This window comes from Leucobacter alluvii, assembly GCF_039530485.1.
GTDB lineage: Bacteria > Actinomycetota > Actinomycetes > Actinomycetales > Microbacteriaceae > Leucobacter > Leucobacter alluvii.
On record NZ_BAAAOP010000003.1, the window covers coordinates 256405 to 273480 of the forward strand.

Here is a 17076-nt window from a genome sequence, read left to right on the forward strand (position 1 = left end):
GGTGGAAGAGACCTTGGTGTCCTCCACCGACCCCTAGGAGCCCCCATGCAGGTCACCCCCATGATCTGGATCATCACGATCCTCGTCACGATCGCGTTCTTCGTCTACGAGTTCTTCGCGCACGTGCGCAAGCCGCACGAGCCGACCACCGGCGAGTCTGCGCGCTGGTCGGCGTTCTACATCGGCCTCGCGCTCCTCTTCGGCGTCGGCATCGGTTTCACGTCGGGCTGGAACTTCGGAGGGGAGTACTTCGCGGGCTACCTCACGGAGAAGGCGCTGTCGATCGACAACCTGTTCGTCTTCCTGCTCGTGATGAGCGCGTTCGCGGTGCCGAAGAAGTACCAGCAGAAGGTGCTGATGGTCGGCATCATCATCGCGCTGATCCTGCGCGGCGCCTTCATCGCGGTGGGTGCGACGCTCATCGAGAACCTCAGCTGGATCTTCTACGTCTTCGGCGCGCTCCTGCTCTTCCTCGCCTACCGCCAGGCGTTCGCGAACCACGACGCCGACCCGGCGAACGGGCGGTTCATCAAGTTCGTCCGCCGCGTGCTCCCGGTCACCGACGAGTATCACGAGGACAAGCTCACCGCCAAGATCGACGGCAAGCGCTTCTTCACTCCGATGTTCCTCACGATCGTCGCGATCGGGTTCATCGACCTCATCTTCGCGGTCGACTCGATCCCCGCGATCTACGGCCTCACGAATGAGGCGTACATCGTGTTCACCGCGAACGCGTTCGCGCTCATGGGGCTGCGCCAGCTGTTCTTCTTGATCGGCGGCCTGCTCGAACGTCTCGTCTACCTCTCGCAGGGACTCGCAGTCATTCTCGCCTTCATCGGCGTGAAGCTCGTCTTCCACGCGCTGCACGTCAACGAGCTCCCGTTCATCAACGGCGGCGAGCCCTTGCTCTGGGTGCCCGAGATTCCGATCTGGTTCTCACTGCTCTTCATCGCGGCGACCATCGCCGTCGCCACCATCCTGAGTCTTCGCAAGACGCGAGGCGACCGCAAGGCCGCCGAGCGCATCGAGGATCGACGGGACCGGGCAGCCGACCCGGGATCCGACATCGCCGATGCGCGCGCCGCGCGCCAGCGATCAGCCGACGAGCAGTAGCTCCGCTCGTGCCTGAGTGCCGGCGTGAACGCGCGCGCTGACCACGCAAGCTGAGCCTGAAGCGCGCAGTGCCCTCGAGGTTTCGACCGAGGGGGCACTGCTGTTCTTCCGCGTAGCCGGAATTCGAGCCGCGAAAGCGCGGTTTCGGCTCGCTTCCAGGGTGCGCGGGTGCCGAAGTGCGCTTTCGCGCAGACGGAGGCGGTGGGGGGCGCGTGCGCGAGCGTGCGGGCGCGGGCGCGTGCGCGAGCGCGCGGGGGCGGGCCGCGGCAGCCCGCAGGCCCTACCCGGCGGCTGGGTGCTCGCTCAGCGCCACCGCGTGCCGGATCGCGACGGCGAGCTGGCGCACGGCCGTCGTCGGCTGCTCGCCGGTCCCCTCAGGCGGGGCCGCCAGGAGCACGGATCTCGCGAATGCCGGGTCGTCGATCGGGCGGAGCACGACGCCCGGGTGGGTGGGGCCGGCTGCGAGTTTCGCGACGAGCCCGATCACCATGCCGGCGGCGATCATCCCGAGCATCACCTGGAAGTCATCGGTTCGAATTGCGACTTCGAGGGCGCGCCCCTCAGCGGAGAACGCGTCGACGAGCACCGAGTCCATCGGGTCGTGCAGACTCGTGCCGAGCAGCCAGCGCTCACCGTGCAGTGACATGAGCGCTTCGCGGTCGATCGAGGCGCGGTCGGCGAGCGGATGATCCTCCGGGAGCGCGAGGAGCAGCGGATCGCGCAGCACCTCGGTGGTCACGATGTCGGGTCGCAGCGGCACCTCGTATCCCGGCACCGAGTACAGCAGCGCGGCGTCGAGAGTGCGATCGTTGACGTGCGCGACGAGCGGACCCACCTCTTCGAGTACCGCGTCGATCTCGATGCCGAGGTCAGCGACTTGGGACACGACTGATGGCAGTAGCTTCGCCGCAGCGGTGGGAAACGTGCCGAACTTCAGGCGCGCCCGTCCCATCTGGGCGAGATCGCGCGCATCACGCAGCGCGCGATCGGTGAGGGTGAGGATCTCCTGGCCCCGATCGAGTATCAGCACTCCGACGGGTGTCGGCGTCGAACCGCGCTTGGAGCGCTCGAGCACTGGGGAGCCGACGAGCCGCTCCAAGTTGCGCAGGTGGTAGTCGACCGTCGGCTGGCTCCAGCCGAGCGCGCGCCCGGCGCGGGTGACGGATCCCTCGCGCTGCACCGCGCGGAGCGCCTGTAACTGTCGGAGATCGATCATCGCTGCACTGCTCCAGTCACTTATCTCATGTGGTGCTCTCGGGCACACAAGTGATCCTCTCACATACGACGTATGTGGCATCACAGGGGAGACGGGGGTTCCGCACACGTCCGGTCCCGGTCATGATGGCAACCATGCTGCACACCGATGTTCCCGCACAGATGATCGCGCCCTCCGAGCTCTCGGGAGCCGGGGCCTCGATCATGCCGTCGGAGCAGCGCGCAGCGGCTGAGCAGCAGCCGACGCCGCGCTTCCAGCTGGATCACAGCGCCGCGCCCTACGCCGATGCGCTCGAAGCGTACGCAGATCGAGGCTCGGTGCAGCTCATGGTGCCCGGGCACGGAGGAACGGAAGACGATCTCAGCGGACGACTCGCCGGCTTCCTGGGCGAGCGCGCGCTCCGACTCGACATCCCCATGCTCATGGACGGCGTTGACCTGCTCGCGCGCGGCCAGGAGCAGACACCCCTGGACCGAGCCCTGGAGCTCGCCGCCGACGCCTGGGGCGCGAAGCGCACCTGGTTCCTGACGAACGGCGCGTCGCAGGCGAATCGTACGATCGCACTCGCGGCCCGCGGCCTGGGCGACCGCATCCTCGCGCAGCGCAGTGCGCACTCCAGCTTCAGCGACGGCATCCTGCTCGCCGGCATCACGCCGAGCTACGTGATGCCCAACGTCGATGCGGAGCACGGCATGGCGCACGGCGTCTCGCCCGCAGCGCTCGAAGCGGCGCTGGTCGAAGCCGAACAGGCTGGGAACCCCGCCCACGCGGTCTACGTCATCTCGCCGAGCTACTTCGGGTCCGTCTCAGACGTGCAGGGTCTGGCGCGGGTCGCGCACGCCCACAACGCTCCGCTCATCGTCGACGGCGCCTGGGGCCCGCACTTCGGATTCCACCCAGAGCTTCCCGAGTCGCCCGCACGCCTCGGCGCCGACGTCGTCATCTCGAGCACGCACAAGCTCGCTGGCTCATTGACGCAGTCGGCGATGCTGCACCTGGGCGACGGTCCGTTCGCGGATCGCCTGGAGCCGCTCATCGAACGAGCCTTCAGCATGACCGCTTCGACGTCGACCAGCGCGCTGCTGCGCGGATCGCTCGACATCGCCCGGCACGCACTCGCGACGGGCGAGGAGTCGATCGGGCGCTCGGTCGCGGGAGCGCGCCGCTTCCGCGAGATCCTTCGCGAAGACCCCCGGTTCGCCGTGGTGAGCGACACCTTCGACCGGTTCGACGACATCGTGGATACCGACCTGCTGCGCGTGCCGATCGACGTGAGCGGAGCGGGCGTCGGCGGGCACTGGTTGCGGCAGCACCTCGTCGAGCACCACGACATGTACTTCGAGATGTCGACGGCAACGTCGATCGTGGCCGTGATCGGCGCGGGCAAGTCGCATGACTTCGATGCCGTGTACGCCGCGATCGTGGCGAGCGTCGAGTCGCCCGAAGCCGACCGCGAGCGGGCCGCTGCCGGCGACGCCCACGACTTCCCGAGCCTGCCGGCACCGGGCGCGTACCGCGTCAGCCCGCGCGACGGATTCTTCGGCGCGACCGAAGTGGTGAGCGCGACCGAGGCTGTGGGCCGTGTCTCCGCTGACACGCTCGCTGCGTACCCGCCCGGGATCCCCAACGTGATGCCCGGCGAAGAGATCACCGAGGAAGCGGTAGCCTTTCTGCAGGCGGTCGCGGCTTCTCCGACCGGCTACGTGCGCGGCGCGATCGACCCGGCGGTCGATCGGTTCCGAGTACTGGCCGGCGGCTGACCCCGCGGCGCCTGCGACGGCGCCGCTCTGACTTCGCGGCCCACCGCCGCGGATTGCTCGAGATCCGAGCATCTCCTGGAAGACCAGGAACCCTCACTGCGCGAGCACCGAGGGACGAATGACCGGGCCCTCGGGGCCCAGTGACAACGAAGTCTGGAGAAGACACGTATGGCAAGCTCTCTGCGGCAGCAGCTCTTCCGAGTCAAGCCCGTTCCACGCGACGGGGGTGAGAGCGGGAGTCAGCTGAAGCGCAGCATCGGGCTCGTTCCGCTCACCATGATCGGCGTCGGCGGCACCATCGGCACCGGCATCTTCTTCATTCTCTCCGAGGCCGTGCCGATCGCGGGGCCGGCGGTCATCTGGTCGTTCATCATCGCCGGGCTCGTCGCGGGCCTCTCGGTACTGTGCTACGCGGAACTGGCGAGCTCCGTGCCGGTCTCCGGATCCTCCTACTCCTATGCCTACAGCACGCTCGGCGAGCTGCCGGCGATGGGCGTCGCCGCCTGCCTGCTTCTCGAATACGGCGTCTCGACCGCCGCTGTCGCGGTCGGCTGGTCGCAGTACGTGAACCAGCTGGTGAACAATCTCTTCGGATTCCAGTTCCCGCCCGAGCTGCTGTACGCGCCTGAAGAGGGCGGCATCATCAATCTGCCTGCGGTGATCCTCATCGCGCTCTGCTGCCTGCTGCTCATTCGCGGCACCACCCATTCCGTCGTCACCAACACGGTGATGGTCGTCATCAAGATCGCAGTGCTGCTCTTCTTCGTCGCGGTCGGCATCACGGGCTGGAACATCGACCACTTCGCCAACTTCGCGCCGTTCGGGCTCGGCGGCATCATGACCGGCGCCGGCATCATCTTCTTCTCGTTCGTGGGCCTCGACGCCGTCGCCACCGCCGGCGATGAGGCGAAGAACCCGCGCCGCAACCTGCCGATCGCGTTGATCACGGCACTGATCCTGGTGACGACCGTCTACGTGCTCGTCGCCGTGACCGCGCTCGGTGCGCAGGCGACCGAGGATTTCGACGGCCAGAGCGCCGGACTCTCGGCGATCCTCGAGAACATCGTCGGAGCCTCGTGGCCGGGCACCGTGGTCGCCGCGGGCGCCGTCATCTCGATCTTCAGCGTGACGCTGGTCGTGCTCTACGGCCAGACGCGCATCCTCTTCACCATGTCGCGCGACGGCATGGCGCCGAAGATCTTCAGCAGGGTCAACCCGCGCACCGGTACCCCGATCGCCAACACCATCATCGTGTCGGTCATCGTCGCGATCCTCGCCGGTGTGCTGCCGATCAACTTCCTGGCCGAGATGACGTCGATCGGAACACTGGCCGCCTTCACCGTCGTATCGATCGCGGTCATGGTGCTGCGCCATCGCGAACCGGATCTGGAGCGCAAGTTCAAGGTGCCGCTGTATCCCGTCATCCCGATTCTGTCGATCATCGGCTGCCTCTGGATCATCAAGGATCTGCGCCCGATCACGATCATCGTGTTCGCCATCTGGACCGCGCTCGTGCTCGTCTGGTATTACTTCACCGGCCGCAAGAACTCGGTGCTCGGGCGTCGCATCGATACGGGCATGATCGTGCTCGTCGGTCCCGGGCGCTACCGGCTCGGTTCCTCTGAAGGGGAGCTGTACGACGGCGGCGAGCTCGAGGAGTCCGAGGATCGCGTGGCGCCGCGCAAGTAGCCGCTCACCGCCCGGCCCGCGGCTTCGCTGCCTCGTGCCGGTGGGGCGACGTTCGGCGCGAGTTGACCGGGCACGGGGCGCCAGACAAGATGGAGCGTATGCAGGAGGAGCGGATGCGAGTCGCGAAGCGCGGCCGATCGGCCTCGCCGCCGGTCGGCCGTTTGCAGGCGTGGACGGGGTACGTGTAGCGCGATCAGCGCCGTGCCCAATCCCACTGTTTCGAGGCGACTCAGCGCGCCTCAGCGCCCACCGGTCGAATCCCGACCTGATCTTTGGAGTACCCAGATGACCGCAGTACCTCGCGTTTCCACGTCGACCCCCGTCCTCTCGCAGCCCACCCCGGAGGGGAACCGTCTCGGTGAGCTCTGGTCGATCCTGCCAGAGGAATCCGCCGTCGACGAAGCTGGCGTGCTGCACCTCGGCGGAGTGCCCGTGACCGAGCTCGCCGAGCAGTACGGTACGCCGCTGTACGTCTACGACGAGGCCGGATTGCGCCGACAGATCCGGCGCTTCATCGACGGCCTCAATGCGCGGTGGCCCGAGTCGGAGGTGCTGTTCGCGTCGAAGTCGTTCCCGGCCGTCGGCATGTACCGGGTCGCTGCTGAAGAGGGGCTGTCGGTCGACATCGCCGGCGGGGGAGAGCTGCGCCTCGCACTCGCAGCCGGAGTGTCTCCGTCGAAGCTGCACTTCCACGGCAATGCGAAGACGGACGCCGAGCTGCGCATGGCCATCGACGCCGGAGTCGACACGATCATCGTCGACAACACCGACGAGCTCGATCGCCTCGAGCGCCTGCTCACGAAGCCCCAGAAGCTCCTCCTGCGCGTGATTCCGGGCGTCGACGCGAAGACCCACGCCTCCCAGGCGACGGGCGGGGCCGACTCCAAGTTCGGACTCCCGATGGACCAGGCGCTCGCGGCCATCGAACGCATGCGCGCGCACCCCCTCCTCGAATTCGAGGGCGTGCACCTGCACATCGGCTCGCAGATCCTCGACGTCGAGCAGTTCGGCGAGGCCGTTGCGAAGATCTCGACGGCCGGCGAGTTCGACGTCTACGATGTGGGCGGCGGGCTCGGCGTCAAATACACCTACGACGAGGTCGCGCCGTCGGTCGACGCATACCTCGACACGATCGTGGCGGCGGCTCGCGCGCACCTGCCGTCCGGTGCCCGCATCATGATCGAACCCGGACGCGCCATCGTGGCGCGCGCCGGTGTCACGCTGTACCGCGTCACCACGGTGAAGCGCACCGGTCGCACGTTCGTCGCCGTCGACGGAGGCCTCGCCGACCAGATGGATGCCGCCCTCACCGGCCAGCGCTTCGAAGCGCTGCTCGGCAACCGAGCGCTCGATCCCTGGACGGAGACGTCGCAGCTCGTCGGTCGCCAGTGCGAATCGGGCGACCTGCTCGTCGATCGTGCACCCTTGCCCGAGGCTCGCGTCGGCGACCTCGCCGTCGTTGCGACGACCGGTGCGTACGGGTACACCCTCGCGAACAACTACAACGGTGCGCTCAAGCCCGCGATCGTGTTCGTGCGCGACGGCGCCGCCCGCCTGGTGGCTCGGCGCGAGACGTACGAAGAACTGCTGGCGCTGCACGCGCCCGCGCTCGAGGGGTAGTCCGCGGCGAACCGCTGTCGAATCGAGGCGGCGACGCGCGCGGGCCGCGCACGTCACCGCCTCGTTTTGAGTTCGCGGGCGTTCCGGGGTAGAGTTAACTCTCGGTGCCGCGCTCCTCCAGGGCCGCGGATTTCCGCTTTGGGATATGGTGTAATTGGCAACACTACGGTTTCTGGTACCGTCATTCTAGGTTCGAGTCCTGGTATCCCAGCCAGTGCAACCCCCGGTCTCTACCGGGGGTTTTTGCGTGTCGCCCGGAGACGAATCGCGCGCCCGCCGATACAGCCGATGCAGTCGCGGTATCCGTTCTAACTCCAGAGGCGCGCGACCTCTGCAGCGACGTTGGCACGCGCACGCGATTCCCACAGATGGCGCGCGGCGGCGGTGACGTACACCGACGGCCGATCGAGGTACGCCTCGAGAATGCGGGCGCGTTCTGCCGCGAAGTCCGCGTCGGGAACGTGCGCGTACTCCGAGCGCACGGCCGCAGCGTACTCCGCATAGCGAGACGGAGACGATGCGAAGATCCAGAGATCCGCATCGAGCAGGTGCGCGACCGGGGTGCCCGGCCGTGCCCTCGGGCCGGATCGCGGCCCGCTCACGCCCGCATCCGTATCGGGAATCGTCGCGACGATGCTCGTGCGAACCTCGTCGACGAGGTCGCTCTGGAGTCCCAATGCGGTGAGTGCCGACGATGCCAGCGCCGCAGACGCACGCTCATCATCACCGGTGGCTCCCGTGTACACCGCGTCGTGGAACCAGGCCGCCAGCAGCGTCGCGGGGGAGATGCGCTCTCCACGTGTCTCCAGGTGATCGAGTGCGAGCAGCACGTCTTCGAGGTGTCGCTCGTCGTGGTACCTGCGATGCGGTTCGTTCCACCGCACGAGCAGATCGTCGCCGAGTTTCCGCCACACATCGACGGCGGTGCTCGCGACCCCGAGCTGCACGCCCAGCACGCACCACTGCTCGTGGAGGTACTGCCGGCGGCGCAGGGGAGTGACCGCATCGCGATCCACCTGGCGCACTCGCAACCCGCTCTCGCGCAGTCGAAGCACCACCTCGCGGCCCGTCACGGGCAGTGCTCCGAGCGCCACGGCACGATCGAAATTCGCGGCGGCGACGTCGTAATGGTCGAGATCGAAGCTTCGACGCGGAAACCCGAGCAACCGCGCGAACGCGTGCAGTTCATCGGTGCTCGTATCCGAGACGAGGTGGCTCCAGAGGGTGCCGTGCGCGGGCCAAGCCGGCGGGTCGATGAGGATCGCCATTCGTTCAGCGTACTGCTCCCATACCGGTGCACGGAGGAGCCGCGTCGGCAGAAGCGACGCTCACCGCCTACCACAACGAGTTTCCGCACGCCGCCCCCTGGCCGCTCAGCCCGGGCGCTGCGACCATGGGTTCCATGGCGACTTCACCTTCCGTACTCACCGACCCCCTCTCTCGCTCGGCGCGAAAGGCGCGCGTCGGGATCGCGAAACTGGTGCAGGACGACGCACCGAAGCTCATGACCCGCGGCTACGGCTTCGGTGCGGCGATCTGGGACCGCACCCGAGCGGGAGCGCGAGCGGTACCCATGCGGCTGCTGGGGCGGCAGGCGCTGCTCGTACGCGGAGCCGAAGGCGTTGCGACGTTCTACGACAACGACCGCATTGCTCGCCACGGGGCGATGCCGGCATTCGTGCAGGAGACGCTGTTCGGCCACGGATCAGTGCACAGCCTCGACGGCACGGAGCACCGTCACCGGAAAGCGACCTTCGTCGACGTCGCGTACGAAGACGCGGCGGTCGAGGCGCTGAAGCCGCTGCTCGAACGCGAGTGGCGCGCCGAGCGAGACGAGTGGATCGCGGGCGGCGATCGGTCGGCGTACGACGCGGCAGCCGGGGCTCTCGGACGCGCCATCATGCACTGGGCCGGGCTGCCGGGCACCGATGAGGCGCTCACCCGCTGGTCGGCGCGGATGGCGCAGATCGTGGACGGCTTCGGGGCGCCGTACTCGCCGAGCTTTCCGCTCGCAGCCGCGAATCGCGCGTGGTCCGACCGTCATGCGCACAAGCTCATCGAGGCGGTGCGCGGGGGCGAGCTCGACGCTCCGGAAGGATCGGCGCTGCGCGCCTGGGCGTGGCACCGGGACGAGAACGACCTGCTGCTCCCCGCGAATCTCGCCGGCATCGAGCTGCAGAACTGCATCCGTCCAATGGTCGCCGTCGCCCGCTTCGTCGCGTTCGCCGCGAAAGAACTCCACGACCGGCCCGAGTGGCGCGATCGCATCGCCGCGTCGGTGGAGGAGCGCGGCGGCGCCCTCGTCGATGACCCGGTCGCCGTCGCCTTCGCGCAGGAGGTGCGCCGCACTGCTCCCTTCGTGCCGGTGCTGCCCGGCTGGGCGACGACGGACATCGAGGTCGACGGAGAAGTGGTGCCGAAGGGCGGGCGCGTCGTCCTCGACATCCTCGGCACGAACACCGACGACCGCTCGTGGGAGCGGGCCGGTGCCTTCGATCCCTCGCGATTCCTGGGGGTCGACGACTACGAGGCGATCGACACCTTCATCCCGCACGGCGGTGCGGGAGTCGCGACGGGCCACCGCTGCCCCGGGGAGAAGCTCGCCATTGCAGGGCTCGCTGCTGCGGCCGCGGCACTGAGCGACCCGCGTGTGCGCATACTCGACGAGGGCCTCGAGGTGAACCGACGCCGTCTGCCGACGAAGCCGGCCTCGGGAGGCAAGGTGCGCGCGGCGGCGGCCGTTGCGAAGTGCCCGTTCCACTGAGCGCAGGCGAGCGAGGGAAAGCCGCTACTGTGATCGCATGTCGACTGATGAGTCACCGCAGCACCCGTACCTCGCCGGCCGGGCACGGCCGCGGATCATCGCGCACCGAGGGTTCGTGGCCTCGGAGCTCGCGGCCATCGGCGTCGCGGAGAACACGCGTGCCGCCTTCACGGCTGCGCTCGCCGCAGGGGCCGACTGCTTGGAGACGGACTGCCGCCTGACGCGCGACGGCGTGGTGGTGCTCGCTCACGATGCTGACCTCACGCGAGTCGCGAACGATTCACGGGCCATCGCCCAGGTCGATCTCGCCGAGCTCGACGCGATCTTCGCCGCGCGCGGCGGGCTGCTGACGCTCGAGCGGGCACTCACCGAGTTTCCGCGGGCGCACTGGAACATCGACGTCAAATCGAGGGCGGTCGCCGCACCGCTCGGCAGAGCTGTCGCCCCGCATGGAGCGCGGGTGCTGGTGACGAGCTTCTCCGACGCCTATCGCCGGGCAGCGCTCGCCGCCGCAGCGGCTGAACCTCGGGCGACGCTGCCAGCGACCTCCCCGGGGAAGCGTGCGCTGGTGCGTGTGCTGCTCGCCGTCGCCAGCGGAGCCCCGCGTGTGATCGAGCGAGCGTTCGCGGGACTCGACGCTCTGCAGATTCCGGAGCGTCACGGCCGGTTCCGAGTGCTCACCCCGCGCCTCATCGCCGCAGCCCGCGCGCACGGCATCGAAGTGCATGTGTGGACCGTCAACGACGGTCAGCGGATGCGAGAACTGCTCGAGATGGGGGTCGACGGCGTCGTCACGGACCGCACGGACGTCGCGGTGGCCGCACTCCGGTCGCGGTGATCGCCTGTGCGGAGCAGGATCGCCGCTGCGGAGCTGGATCGCCGCTGCGGAGCTGGATCGCCGCTGCGGAGCTGGATCGCCGCTGCGGAGCTGGATCGCCACTGCGGAGCTGGATCGCCGCCGTCGTGGGAGCATGCGATAGTCGTGGGGTGAACGCTCCGCACCCTGCCCCTGACCTCGCCTTCGTGCTCGACTGCGTCCGCGACGATGCGGCTGCCGGGCGTCTCGCCGAGTGGGGATCGTCGAGCGTGATCGACGAGCACACGAACACGGCCTCGTTCGGTCGTGCGCTCTTCGACGCCCTGCACGCGGCGGCGGGCCTGCACGCCGAGTTCCCGGTGGGGCATGCTGGCTTGATCCACGTCTACGGCTACTGGTTCTCCGAAGTGGCGACCCCGTTCGGGTTCAAGCGAGCGCGGTGGCAGGACGGCGAGCTGGCCAGGGCTCTCGGTCGCTCCGACGATGCGTTCCACCTGAGGCGCGGATCACCGCTCCGCGATCCCGAGTCGACGCCGCTCCAACGCGTCACTGAGGCCGCGCTCCCTCCGCTGCGGCACCCGATCGCGGGGTCTCCTGTCGGCGAGGCGCTGATCGGCGAGCGTCTGAGCCGTGTCGTGCTCGTGGAGCGTGCGGGGGCGGACGGTCCGGCGGCGCTCGTCTACGGGATCGCGGCGGCGTCGGTCACCCACGTCGACGAGCCCCTTCGGCTCATCACCGCGTTCCCCTACGAAGGCGACCGGCAGGAGCTCATCGCGGAATTCGGGGCGTATCCCGCACCGCGTTGGAATGCGGTCGCCGACTCGTAACCCGGTGTTCATCCCACGATAGACATTTCGTCCATTTCGCACTCTAACTTTGGATGCATCGTCCAAATCGTAAGGGAGTGCGCATGGCACCGAGCATCGTCTTCGACTTCGATGGCACCCTGGCCATCGGTCACGGGCCCGTCCGCGCGTACGCGGCGTGCGTGGCCGATGGCGCCGCAGTCGAGCCGGGCTTCATCGAGCGCGTCGACGCCGAGCTCGCGCGTTATGACGCGGGCGCGAGCTCGTATCGGGATGGATACGACATCGTCGGATCTCTCGCCGAGGCAGCGGGCGTGAGCGACGGCGATCGCGCCGCGGCCTACGAGCGCAGCCGCACACGTCTCGGCAGCGACCTCGCCGTCGTCGACACGATCGCCGACCTCGACTCGGCGCTCGAGCGGCTGGGCCGAACCGCCCGTCTCGTGCTCGCGACGAACGCGCCGGAGACCGGCGTCGCCGCCGTGCTCGACGCGTGGGGGGTGCGGGATCGCTTCGACGAACTGCACTACACCGTCGGCAAGCCGGTCGGCCTCGCGCGGCTCATCGAGCGGCTGATCGCCGAGGGACCGGTGCTCGCGATCGGCGACATCTTCGAGTTCGACCTCGCGCCGGCGGCCGCTCTCGGCGCCGACACGGCTCTCGTCGGTGCGACTGCAGCGACCGCTCCAGTTTCGGTGACGATGCGCGGGCGCTCGCTCGCCGACCTCGTCCCCGACCTTCACACCTGGGCCGCGTCTGCGGCATCCAGCACGTCCGCGCCGCTCGGCGCGGGATCCGGTATCGAAAGGTAACCCCACTCATGCGTTCATCCGTTCTCGCAGTAGGCGCTCTCACCGTCGCCGCGCTCGGTCTCGCCGGTTGCAGCGCCACCGACTCGGCGGCGTCGTCAGCCGACGAAGCGCAGGCCTGGCCCGACTCCATCACGCTCTCGTTGGTGCCGTCGGTCGAGGGCGAAGACCTCGCCGAGGCACTCGATCCACTGACGACGTATCTCTCAGACGGGTTGGGCATCGAGGTCGAGGGCGTCGTCGCGAGCGATTACGCCGCGACCGTCGAAGCGCTCGGCGCCGACCAGGCGCAGGTCGTCATCACCGATGCGGGATCCCTGTACAACGCCATCGAGCAGTACGACGCCGAGCTGGTGCTGCGCGACGTGCGCTTCGGCGCGACCTCGTACGCCGCGGTCGCGTACACGAACAATCCCGACAAGTACTGCGACGCCGAGCCGGTGATGGCGACCTACGCCGCGAGCGACATCGAGCTGTCGTACTGCAACGGCACCGAAGCGGCCGGCGCAGACGCGACGGGTGCCGGCCCGGCCGGCATCGACGCGCTCGAGAAGATCGACGAGGGCACCCGGGTCGCACTGCAGGCGGCGACCTCGCCCGCCGGCTACCAGTACCCGGTCGTCGCCATGCGCGACGCCGGCATCGACACCGACGCCGACATCGAGCAGGTGCCGGTGGAGGGCAACAACAACGCCGTGCTCGCGGTCGCGAACGGCGACGCCGAGGTGAGCTTCGGCTACTGGGATGCTCGTACGACCGTGACGGCCGAGGCCCCCGATGTGGCGGAGAAGGTCACGGCGTTCGCCTACACCGAGATGATTCCGAACGGCGGCGTCGCGGTCGCCCCGTCGCTGCCCGCCGATCTCGTCGAGCAGCTCACCGAATTGATGGCCGAGTACGCCGACTCCTCTGAGGAAGCCGAGGCCGTGATGTTCGACCTCGTCGGACTCTCGGGATGGACCACCGAGACCGCCGAAGACGAGATCGCGCGCTACGGCGAGATCCTGGGCGAGTTCTCCAACTGACCAGAACCAGGTACATGTCACACTCACTCGATGAGCGCCGCGGGGCGAGCGGCCGGTGCACGCCGGACGCCGCCTCGTGGCGCATCGCCCTCGACCGCGTCTCGGTCACCTATCCCACCGGCACACGCGCTCTGCGCGATGTCTCGCTGAGCATCGAGCCCGGCGAGATGGTGTCGATCGTCGGGCTCTCCGGATCCGGCAAGTCCACCCTCATCCGCACCATCAACGGTCTCGTCGGCGCCACCGAGGGAAGCGTCACGGTCGGCCCGCACCGCATCTCAGAACTGCGGGGTCGCGGGCTCCGGGAGGCACGCGGGCACATCGGAATGATCTTCCAGGCGTTCAACCTCGCGGAGCGGGCGAGCGTCTACCGCAACACTCTGGTCGGCCGCTTCGCGCACTCCCCGGCGTACCGCACGCTGCTCGGCATTCCAAGCGCTGAGGATCGCGAGCTCGCGCTGCGCGCGCTCGACTCCGTCGGCATCCTCGACAAGGTGTGGCACCGCGCCGGTGCGCTCTCCGGCGGCCAGAAACAACGCGTCGCGATCGCCCGCGCACTGTCGCAGGAGCCGAGTGTGATGCTCGCCGACGAGCCGGTCGCGAGCCTCGACCCGCCCACGGCGCACGCGGTGATGGCCGACCTGGAGCGCATCAACGCGGAGCGCGGTCTCACCGTGCTCGTGAACATCCACCTCATGGACCTCGCGCGGCAGTACACGAACCGCATGATCGGTTTGCGCGACGGCCGCGTCGTGTACGACGGATCAGCCGCCGCTGCGACCGACGCCGACTTCGAGCAGATCTACGGGCGTCCGATCCAGCCGCGCGATCGCCTCGGAGAACGGGCGTGACCGCGATTCTGCGCGAACTCGAGGTGCCGCCGAGACCGCGGCATACCCTGCGCACGGTGCTGATCGTCTCCGCCATCGCGGCGTTCACGATCGCGACCTGCCTGCCCGCGATCGGCGGCATCGAGCTCGATCTCGCGGCGATCGCGAAGCACTGGCGCAACGGCGTGACGAAGCTCGTGCAGCTCGCGCAACCGAACTTCGCCTTCGTGCCGCGCACCCTGGCGCCGCTGCTCGAGACGCTGCAGATGGCGCTCGTCGGCGCGGCCGCCGCGGCGCTGTGCTCGATCCCGCTCACGCTGTGGGCAGCGGCTCCGACGAACCCGAACCGCGTCACTCGCGGCGTCGTGCGCACGCTCAACAATGTGAACCGCGCCGTGCCCGACCTGGTGTTCGCCACCGTGCTCGTGGCGATGGTGGGCGTCGGCGCACTGCCGGGCGTCATCACGCTCTTCCTCTTCAACATCGGCATCGTGGTGAAGCTGGTCTCCGAGGCGATCGATGCCGCCGATCACCGCTACATGGAGGCGGGGCGTGCTGCTGGAGGCACGCAGTTCCAGATCAACCGGGCGACGGCGCTGCCGCAGGCCTGGCCGCTGTTCGCGAATCAATGGCTCTACGCGCTCGAACTCAACGTGCGCGTATCGGCGATTCTCGGCATCGTTGGCGCGGGCGGCATCGGGCGTCTGCTCGATGAGCGGCGGGGGTTCTACGCCTACTCCGATGTCTCCGTCATCATCCTCGAGATCCTCGTCGTGGTCATCGCCATCGAGGTCCTCTCCAATCTGCTGCGCCGGAGGCTCGTATGACCGTGATGCTGAACGCCCCGGTGCCAGGCGCACCCACTGCGCCCCTGCCGGGCTCGCGCGGCCTGCCGCCGCGGCGTTCGCGCGTCGCGGCGACGGCGTGGGCGATCGCGGCGGCGCTCGTCGTGCTTGCGGCGGCAGGCACGCTGCAGATCTCGTGGAGCGACCTTCCGTCGGTTCCCGGCCAGGTCGCCCACTATCTCCGGCTGATGTTCGAGGCTCCGAACTGGGAGAAGCTGCCGCGCGCGCTGTTCGAGACGTGGCGGTCGATCTCGATGGCGTGGATCGGCGCCATGCTCTGCGTCGCCGTGTCGATTCCGCTCGGGATGCTCGCTGCGAACGGCGTCGGGCCGCTCTGGGTGCGAGCGCTGCTGCGCGGCATCTTCGCGGTGCTGCGCGCCGTTCCCGAGGTGATCATCGCGCTCGTGCTGCTCACCGTCACCGGGTTGACGCCGCTGACGGGAGCGCTCGCACTCGCGATCGCGGGGATCGGCACCCAGGGCAAATGGGTGTACGAGACCGTCGAGTCAGCGCAGGAGGGTGCGGTCGAGGCCGTGCGCGCAGCGGGCGGCACCACCGCGGACGTGACCAGGTGGGCGATCTGGCCGGCCGTCGCCCCCGCGCTCCTCTCGTTCGCGCTGTATCGATTCGAGATCAACATCCGCACCTCCGCGGTACTCGGACTCGTGGGCGCCGGCGGTATCGGAAGTATGCTGTCGAACTACACGAACTACCGGCAGTGGGACACCGTCGGCATGCTGCTCATCGTCGTCATCGCGGCGACGATGCTCATGGACGCCGTCTCGGGAGCCATTCGTCGCCGCATCATGAACGGAAGCAGATGACCACCACGTGGCAGGGTTCACCCGACGCCCGGCCGAGTGCGCGCATCGCCTCGCTCGCTCCCGCGCTGCAGCGCACCGAGCGCCGCGTCGTCGAAGCCATCGCGGCCGACCGGGAGCGCGCGGTCGAGTGCACGGCGCAGGCGCTCGCCGAGCGGGTCGGGGTGGGGCGCACCACGGTGATTCGCGCGGCCCAGTCCCTCGGCTACGACGGGTACCCGCAGCTGCGCGTCGCCCTCGTGCAGGAGCTCGCCCTCGAGGGCGCTGCGGTCGCCGGGACTGCGGCGGGCCGGGGCACGACGGGGGCGGCAGGCACGGGTGGCGCGGGTGGCGCCGCGGGAAGAGCGGGTAGCGGCGCTCGTGGCGATGCGATCGACCCCACGATCCTCGGCGCACTGCGGGTGAGGATCGCGCAGCTCGCCGCCCGTCTCGACGACTCGATGGCGGCGCTTACGCCGGAAGCGGTGGACGCGTTCGTGCAGGCGCTCGACTCGGCCGACCGGCTGCTCGTCGTCGCCAACGGCCTGTCGAGCCCGATCGGCCTCGACTTCGCCATGCGGCTCAACTCGGCCGGGCGCTCTGTGGAGCAGTTCGCAGATCCGATGGCGCAGCAGATCGCCGCTCGGCAGCTCGGGGCCGGGTCGGTGTGCGCGGTGTTCTCCGGCTCGGGAGCGAACCGGGCGACCCTTGACGTGATGGGGGCCGCGCGCTTGAGCGGCGCGCGAGTCATCGCGATCACATCATTCGCGCGATCAGCTGTCGAGAAGCTGTCGGATGTCACGCTGGTGGTGCCGCCCCTGGGCGGGAGCTTCCACGACGAGCTCATCCACACCTCGCGTGCGGCGCTGATGCTGCTGACCGAGCATCTTGTCGACGCATTCGTCGAGATGCGCGGCGACCGCGGCCGCGACGCGCGCTCCGCAGTGCTCACCGTGCTCGCCGACGCGCTGGAGGAGTAGGC

15 protein-coding genes and 1 tRNA gene are annotated in these 17076 nt (G+C 68.9%); 14 read left to right on the forward strand and 2 right to left on the reverse strand.

All coding sequences use genetic code 11. The features are described 5' to 3' along the window. Positions 1-45: 45 nt before the first annotated feature. Positions 46-1113, forward strand: coding sequence for a TerC family protein (locus tag ABFX18_RS03185; protein WP_346057357.1), 1068 nt, complete (start codon positions 46-48; stop codon positions 1111-1113). Between the two features lie 280 nt (positions 1114-1393). On the opposite strand, the gene ABFX18_RS03190 is transcribed toward ABFX18_RS03185, so the two are convergent. Then, a complete protein-coding gene (locus ABFX18_RS03190; RefSeq protein ID WP_346057358.1) occupies positions 1394-2329 on the reverse strand; it encodes a LysR family transcriptional regulator in 936 nt (311 codons plus the stop codon). 134 nt (positions 2330-2463) lie between these two features. Between ABFX18_RS03190 and ABFX18_RS03195 the strand changes: the two genes are divergently transcribed. From ABFX18_RS03195 to ABFX18_RS03210, 4 genes are all read left to right on the forward strand, one after another. Then, the gene (locus tag ABFX18_RS03195) at positions 2464-4089 is read left to right on the forward strand and encodes an aminotransferase class I/II-fold pyridoxal phosphate-dependent enzyme (RefSeq protein WP_428833629.1); all 1626 of its coding nucleotides are present in this window, start codon (positions 2464-2466) and stop codon (positions 4087-4089) included. Positions 4090-4257: 168 nt separating this feature from the next. Continuing rightward, entirely contained in the window at positions 4258-5778 is a 1521-nt protein-coding gene (locus ABFX18_RS03200) for an APC family permease (RefSeq protein WP_346057359.1), read from the forward strand. 285 nt (positions 5779-6063) lie between these two features. Then, positions 6064-7398 (forward strand): diaminopimelate decarboxylase, encoded by a 1335-nt coding sequence (gene lysA, locus ABFX18_RS03205; RefSeq protein WP_346057360.1) that lies wholly within the window; start codon positions 6064-6066, stop codon positions 7396-7398. 139 nt (positions 7399-7537) lie between these two features. Continuing rightward, positions 7538-7612 (forward strand) — tRNA-Gln (locus tag ABFX18_RS03210). 94 nt (positions 7613-7706) lie between these two features. Here ABFX18_RS03210 and ABFX18_RS03215 read toward each other — a convergent pair. Next, entirely contained in the window at positions 7707-8666 is a 960-nt protein-coding gene (locus ABFX18_RS03215; protein ID WP_346057361.1) for a DUF4031 domain-containing protein, read from the reverse strand. A gap of 134 nt (positions 8667-8800) precedes the next feature. Between ABFX18_RS03215 and ABFX18_RS03220 the strand changes: the two genes are divergently transcribed. The 9 genes from ABFX18_RS03220 to ABFX18_RS03260 all read left to right on the forward strand — a co-directional run bounded on the left by ABFX18_RS03220 (position 8801) and on the right by ABFX18_RS03260 (position 17074). Next, the gene (locus ABFX18_RS03220) at positions 8801-10162 is read left to right on the forward strand and encodes a cytochrome P450 (RefSeq protein ID WP_346057362.1); all 1362 of its coding nucleotides are present in this window, start codon (positions 8801-8803) and stop codon (positions 10160-10162) included. Positions 10163-10199: 37 nt separating this feature from the next. Next, on the forward strand, positions 10200-11000 hold the full coding sequence (locus ABFX18_RS03225) for a glycerophosphodiester phosphodiesterase family protein (RefSeq protein ID WP_346057363.1): 801 nt from the start codon (positions 10200-10202) through the stop codon (positions 10998-11000). A 149-nt stretch (positions 11001-11149) separates the two neighbouring features. Then, a complete protein-coding gene (locus ABFX18_RS03230; RefSeq protein WP_346057364.1) occupies positions 11150-11806 on the forward strand; it encodes an amino acid deaminase in 657 nt (218 codons plus the stop codon). Between the two features lie 83 nt (positions 11807-11889). After that, entirely contained in the window at positions 11890-12597 is a 708-nt protein-coding gene (locus ABFX18_RS03235) for an HAD family hydrolase (protein WP_346057365.1), read from the forward strand. 8 nt (positions 12598-12605) lie between these two features. Further along, on the forward strand, positions 12606-13619 hold the full coding sequence (gene phnD, locus ABFX18_RS03240; RefSeq protein WP_090149961.1) for a phosphate/phosphite/phosphonate ABC transporter substrate-binding protein: 1014 nt from the start codon (positions 12606-12608) through the stop codon (positions 13617-13619). 14 nt (positions 13620-13633) lie between these two features. After that, positions 13634-14470, forward strand: a complete 837-nt coding sequence (gene phnC / locus ABFX18_RS03245) for a phosphonate ABC transporter ATP-binding protein (RefSeq protein ID WP_090149959.1) — start codon at positions 13634-13636, stop codon at positions 14468-14470. Next, entirely contained in the window at positions 14467-15276 is an 810-nt protein-coding gene (gene phnE / locus ABFX18_RS03250; RefSeq protein WP_346057366.1) for a phosphonate ABC transporter, permease protein PhnE, read from the forward strand. Before phnC ends, phnE (ABFX18_RS03250) begins: the two co-directional genes overlap by 4 nt. Further along, positions 15273-16118, forward strand: coding sequence for a phosphonate ABC transporter, permease protein PhnE (gene phnE, locus ABFX18_RS03255; RefSeq protein WP_346057367.1), 846 nt, complete (start codon positions 15273-15275; stop codon positions 16116-16118). Before phnE (ABFX18_RS03250) ends, phnE (ABFX18_RS03255) begins: the two co-directional genes overlap by 4 nt. After that, complete coding sequence (locus ABFX18_RS03260) at positions 16115-17074, forward strand: MurR/RpiR family transcriptional regulator (protein WP_346057368.1); 960 nt, start codon at positions 16115-16117, stop codon at positions 17072-17074. The genes phnE (ABFX18_RS03255) and ABFX18_RS03260 overlap by 4 nt, the downstream gene beginning before the upstream one ends. Positions 17075-17076 lie beyond the last annotated feature (2 nt).

Bases quoted from the DNA above. Each gene is read 5' to 3' on its own strand.
- ABFX18_RS03195 (WP_428833629.1), top strand. From the start codon at position 2,464: ATGCTGCACACCGATGTTCCCGCACAGATGATCGCGCCCTCCGAGCTC.
- ABFX18_RS03225 (WP_346057363.1), top strand. From the start codon at position 10,200: ATGTCGACTGATGAGTCACCGCAGCACCCGTACCTCGCCGGCCGGGCA.
- ABFX18_RS03190 (WP_346057358.1), bottom strand. From the start codon at position 2,329: ATGATCGATCTCCGACAGTTACAGGCGCTCCGCGCGGTGCAGCGCGAG.
- ABFX18_RS03220 (WP_346057362.1), top strand. From the start codon at position 8,801: ATGGCGACTTCACCTTCCGTACTCACCGACCCCCTCTCTCGCTCGGCG.
- ABFX18_RS03260 (WP_346057368.1), top strand. From the start codon at position 16,115: ATGACCACCACGTGGCAGGGTTCACCCGACGCCCGGCCGAGTGCGCGC.
- ABFX18_RS03200 (WP_346057359.1), top strand. From the start codon at position 4,258: ATGGCAAGCTCTCTGCGGCAGCAGCTCTTCCGAGTCAAGCCCGTTCCA.
- ABFX18_RS03215 (WP_346057361.1), bottom strand. From the start codon at position 8,666: ATGGCGATCCTCATCGACCCGCCGGCTTGGCCCGCGCACGGCACCCTC.
- phnD (WP_090149961.1), top strand. From the start codon at position 12,606: ATGCGTTCATCCGTTCTCGCAGTAGGCGCTCTCACCGTCGCCGCGCTC.
- phnE (WP_346057367.1), top strand. From the start codon at position 15,273: ATGACCGTGATGCTGAACGCCCCGGTGCCAGGCGCACCCACTGCGCCC.
- ABFX18_RS03185 (WP_346057357.1), top strand. From the start codon at position 46: ATGCAGGTCACCCCCATGATCTGGATCATCACGATCCTCGTCACGATC.
- phnC (WP_090149959.1), top strand. From the start codon at position 13,634: ATGTCACACTCACTCGATGAGCGCCGCGGGGCGAGCGGCCGGTGCACG.
- lysA (WP_346057360.1), top strand. From the start codon at position 6,064: ATGACCGCAGTACCTCGCGTTTCCACGTCGACCCCCGTCCTCTCGCAG.
- ABFX18_RS03235 (WP_346057365.1), top strand. From the start codon at position 11,890: ATGGCACCGAGCATCGTCTTCGACTTCGATGGCACCCTGGCCATCGGT.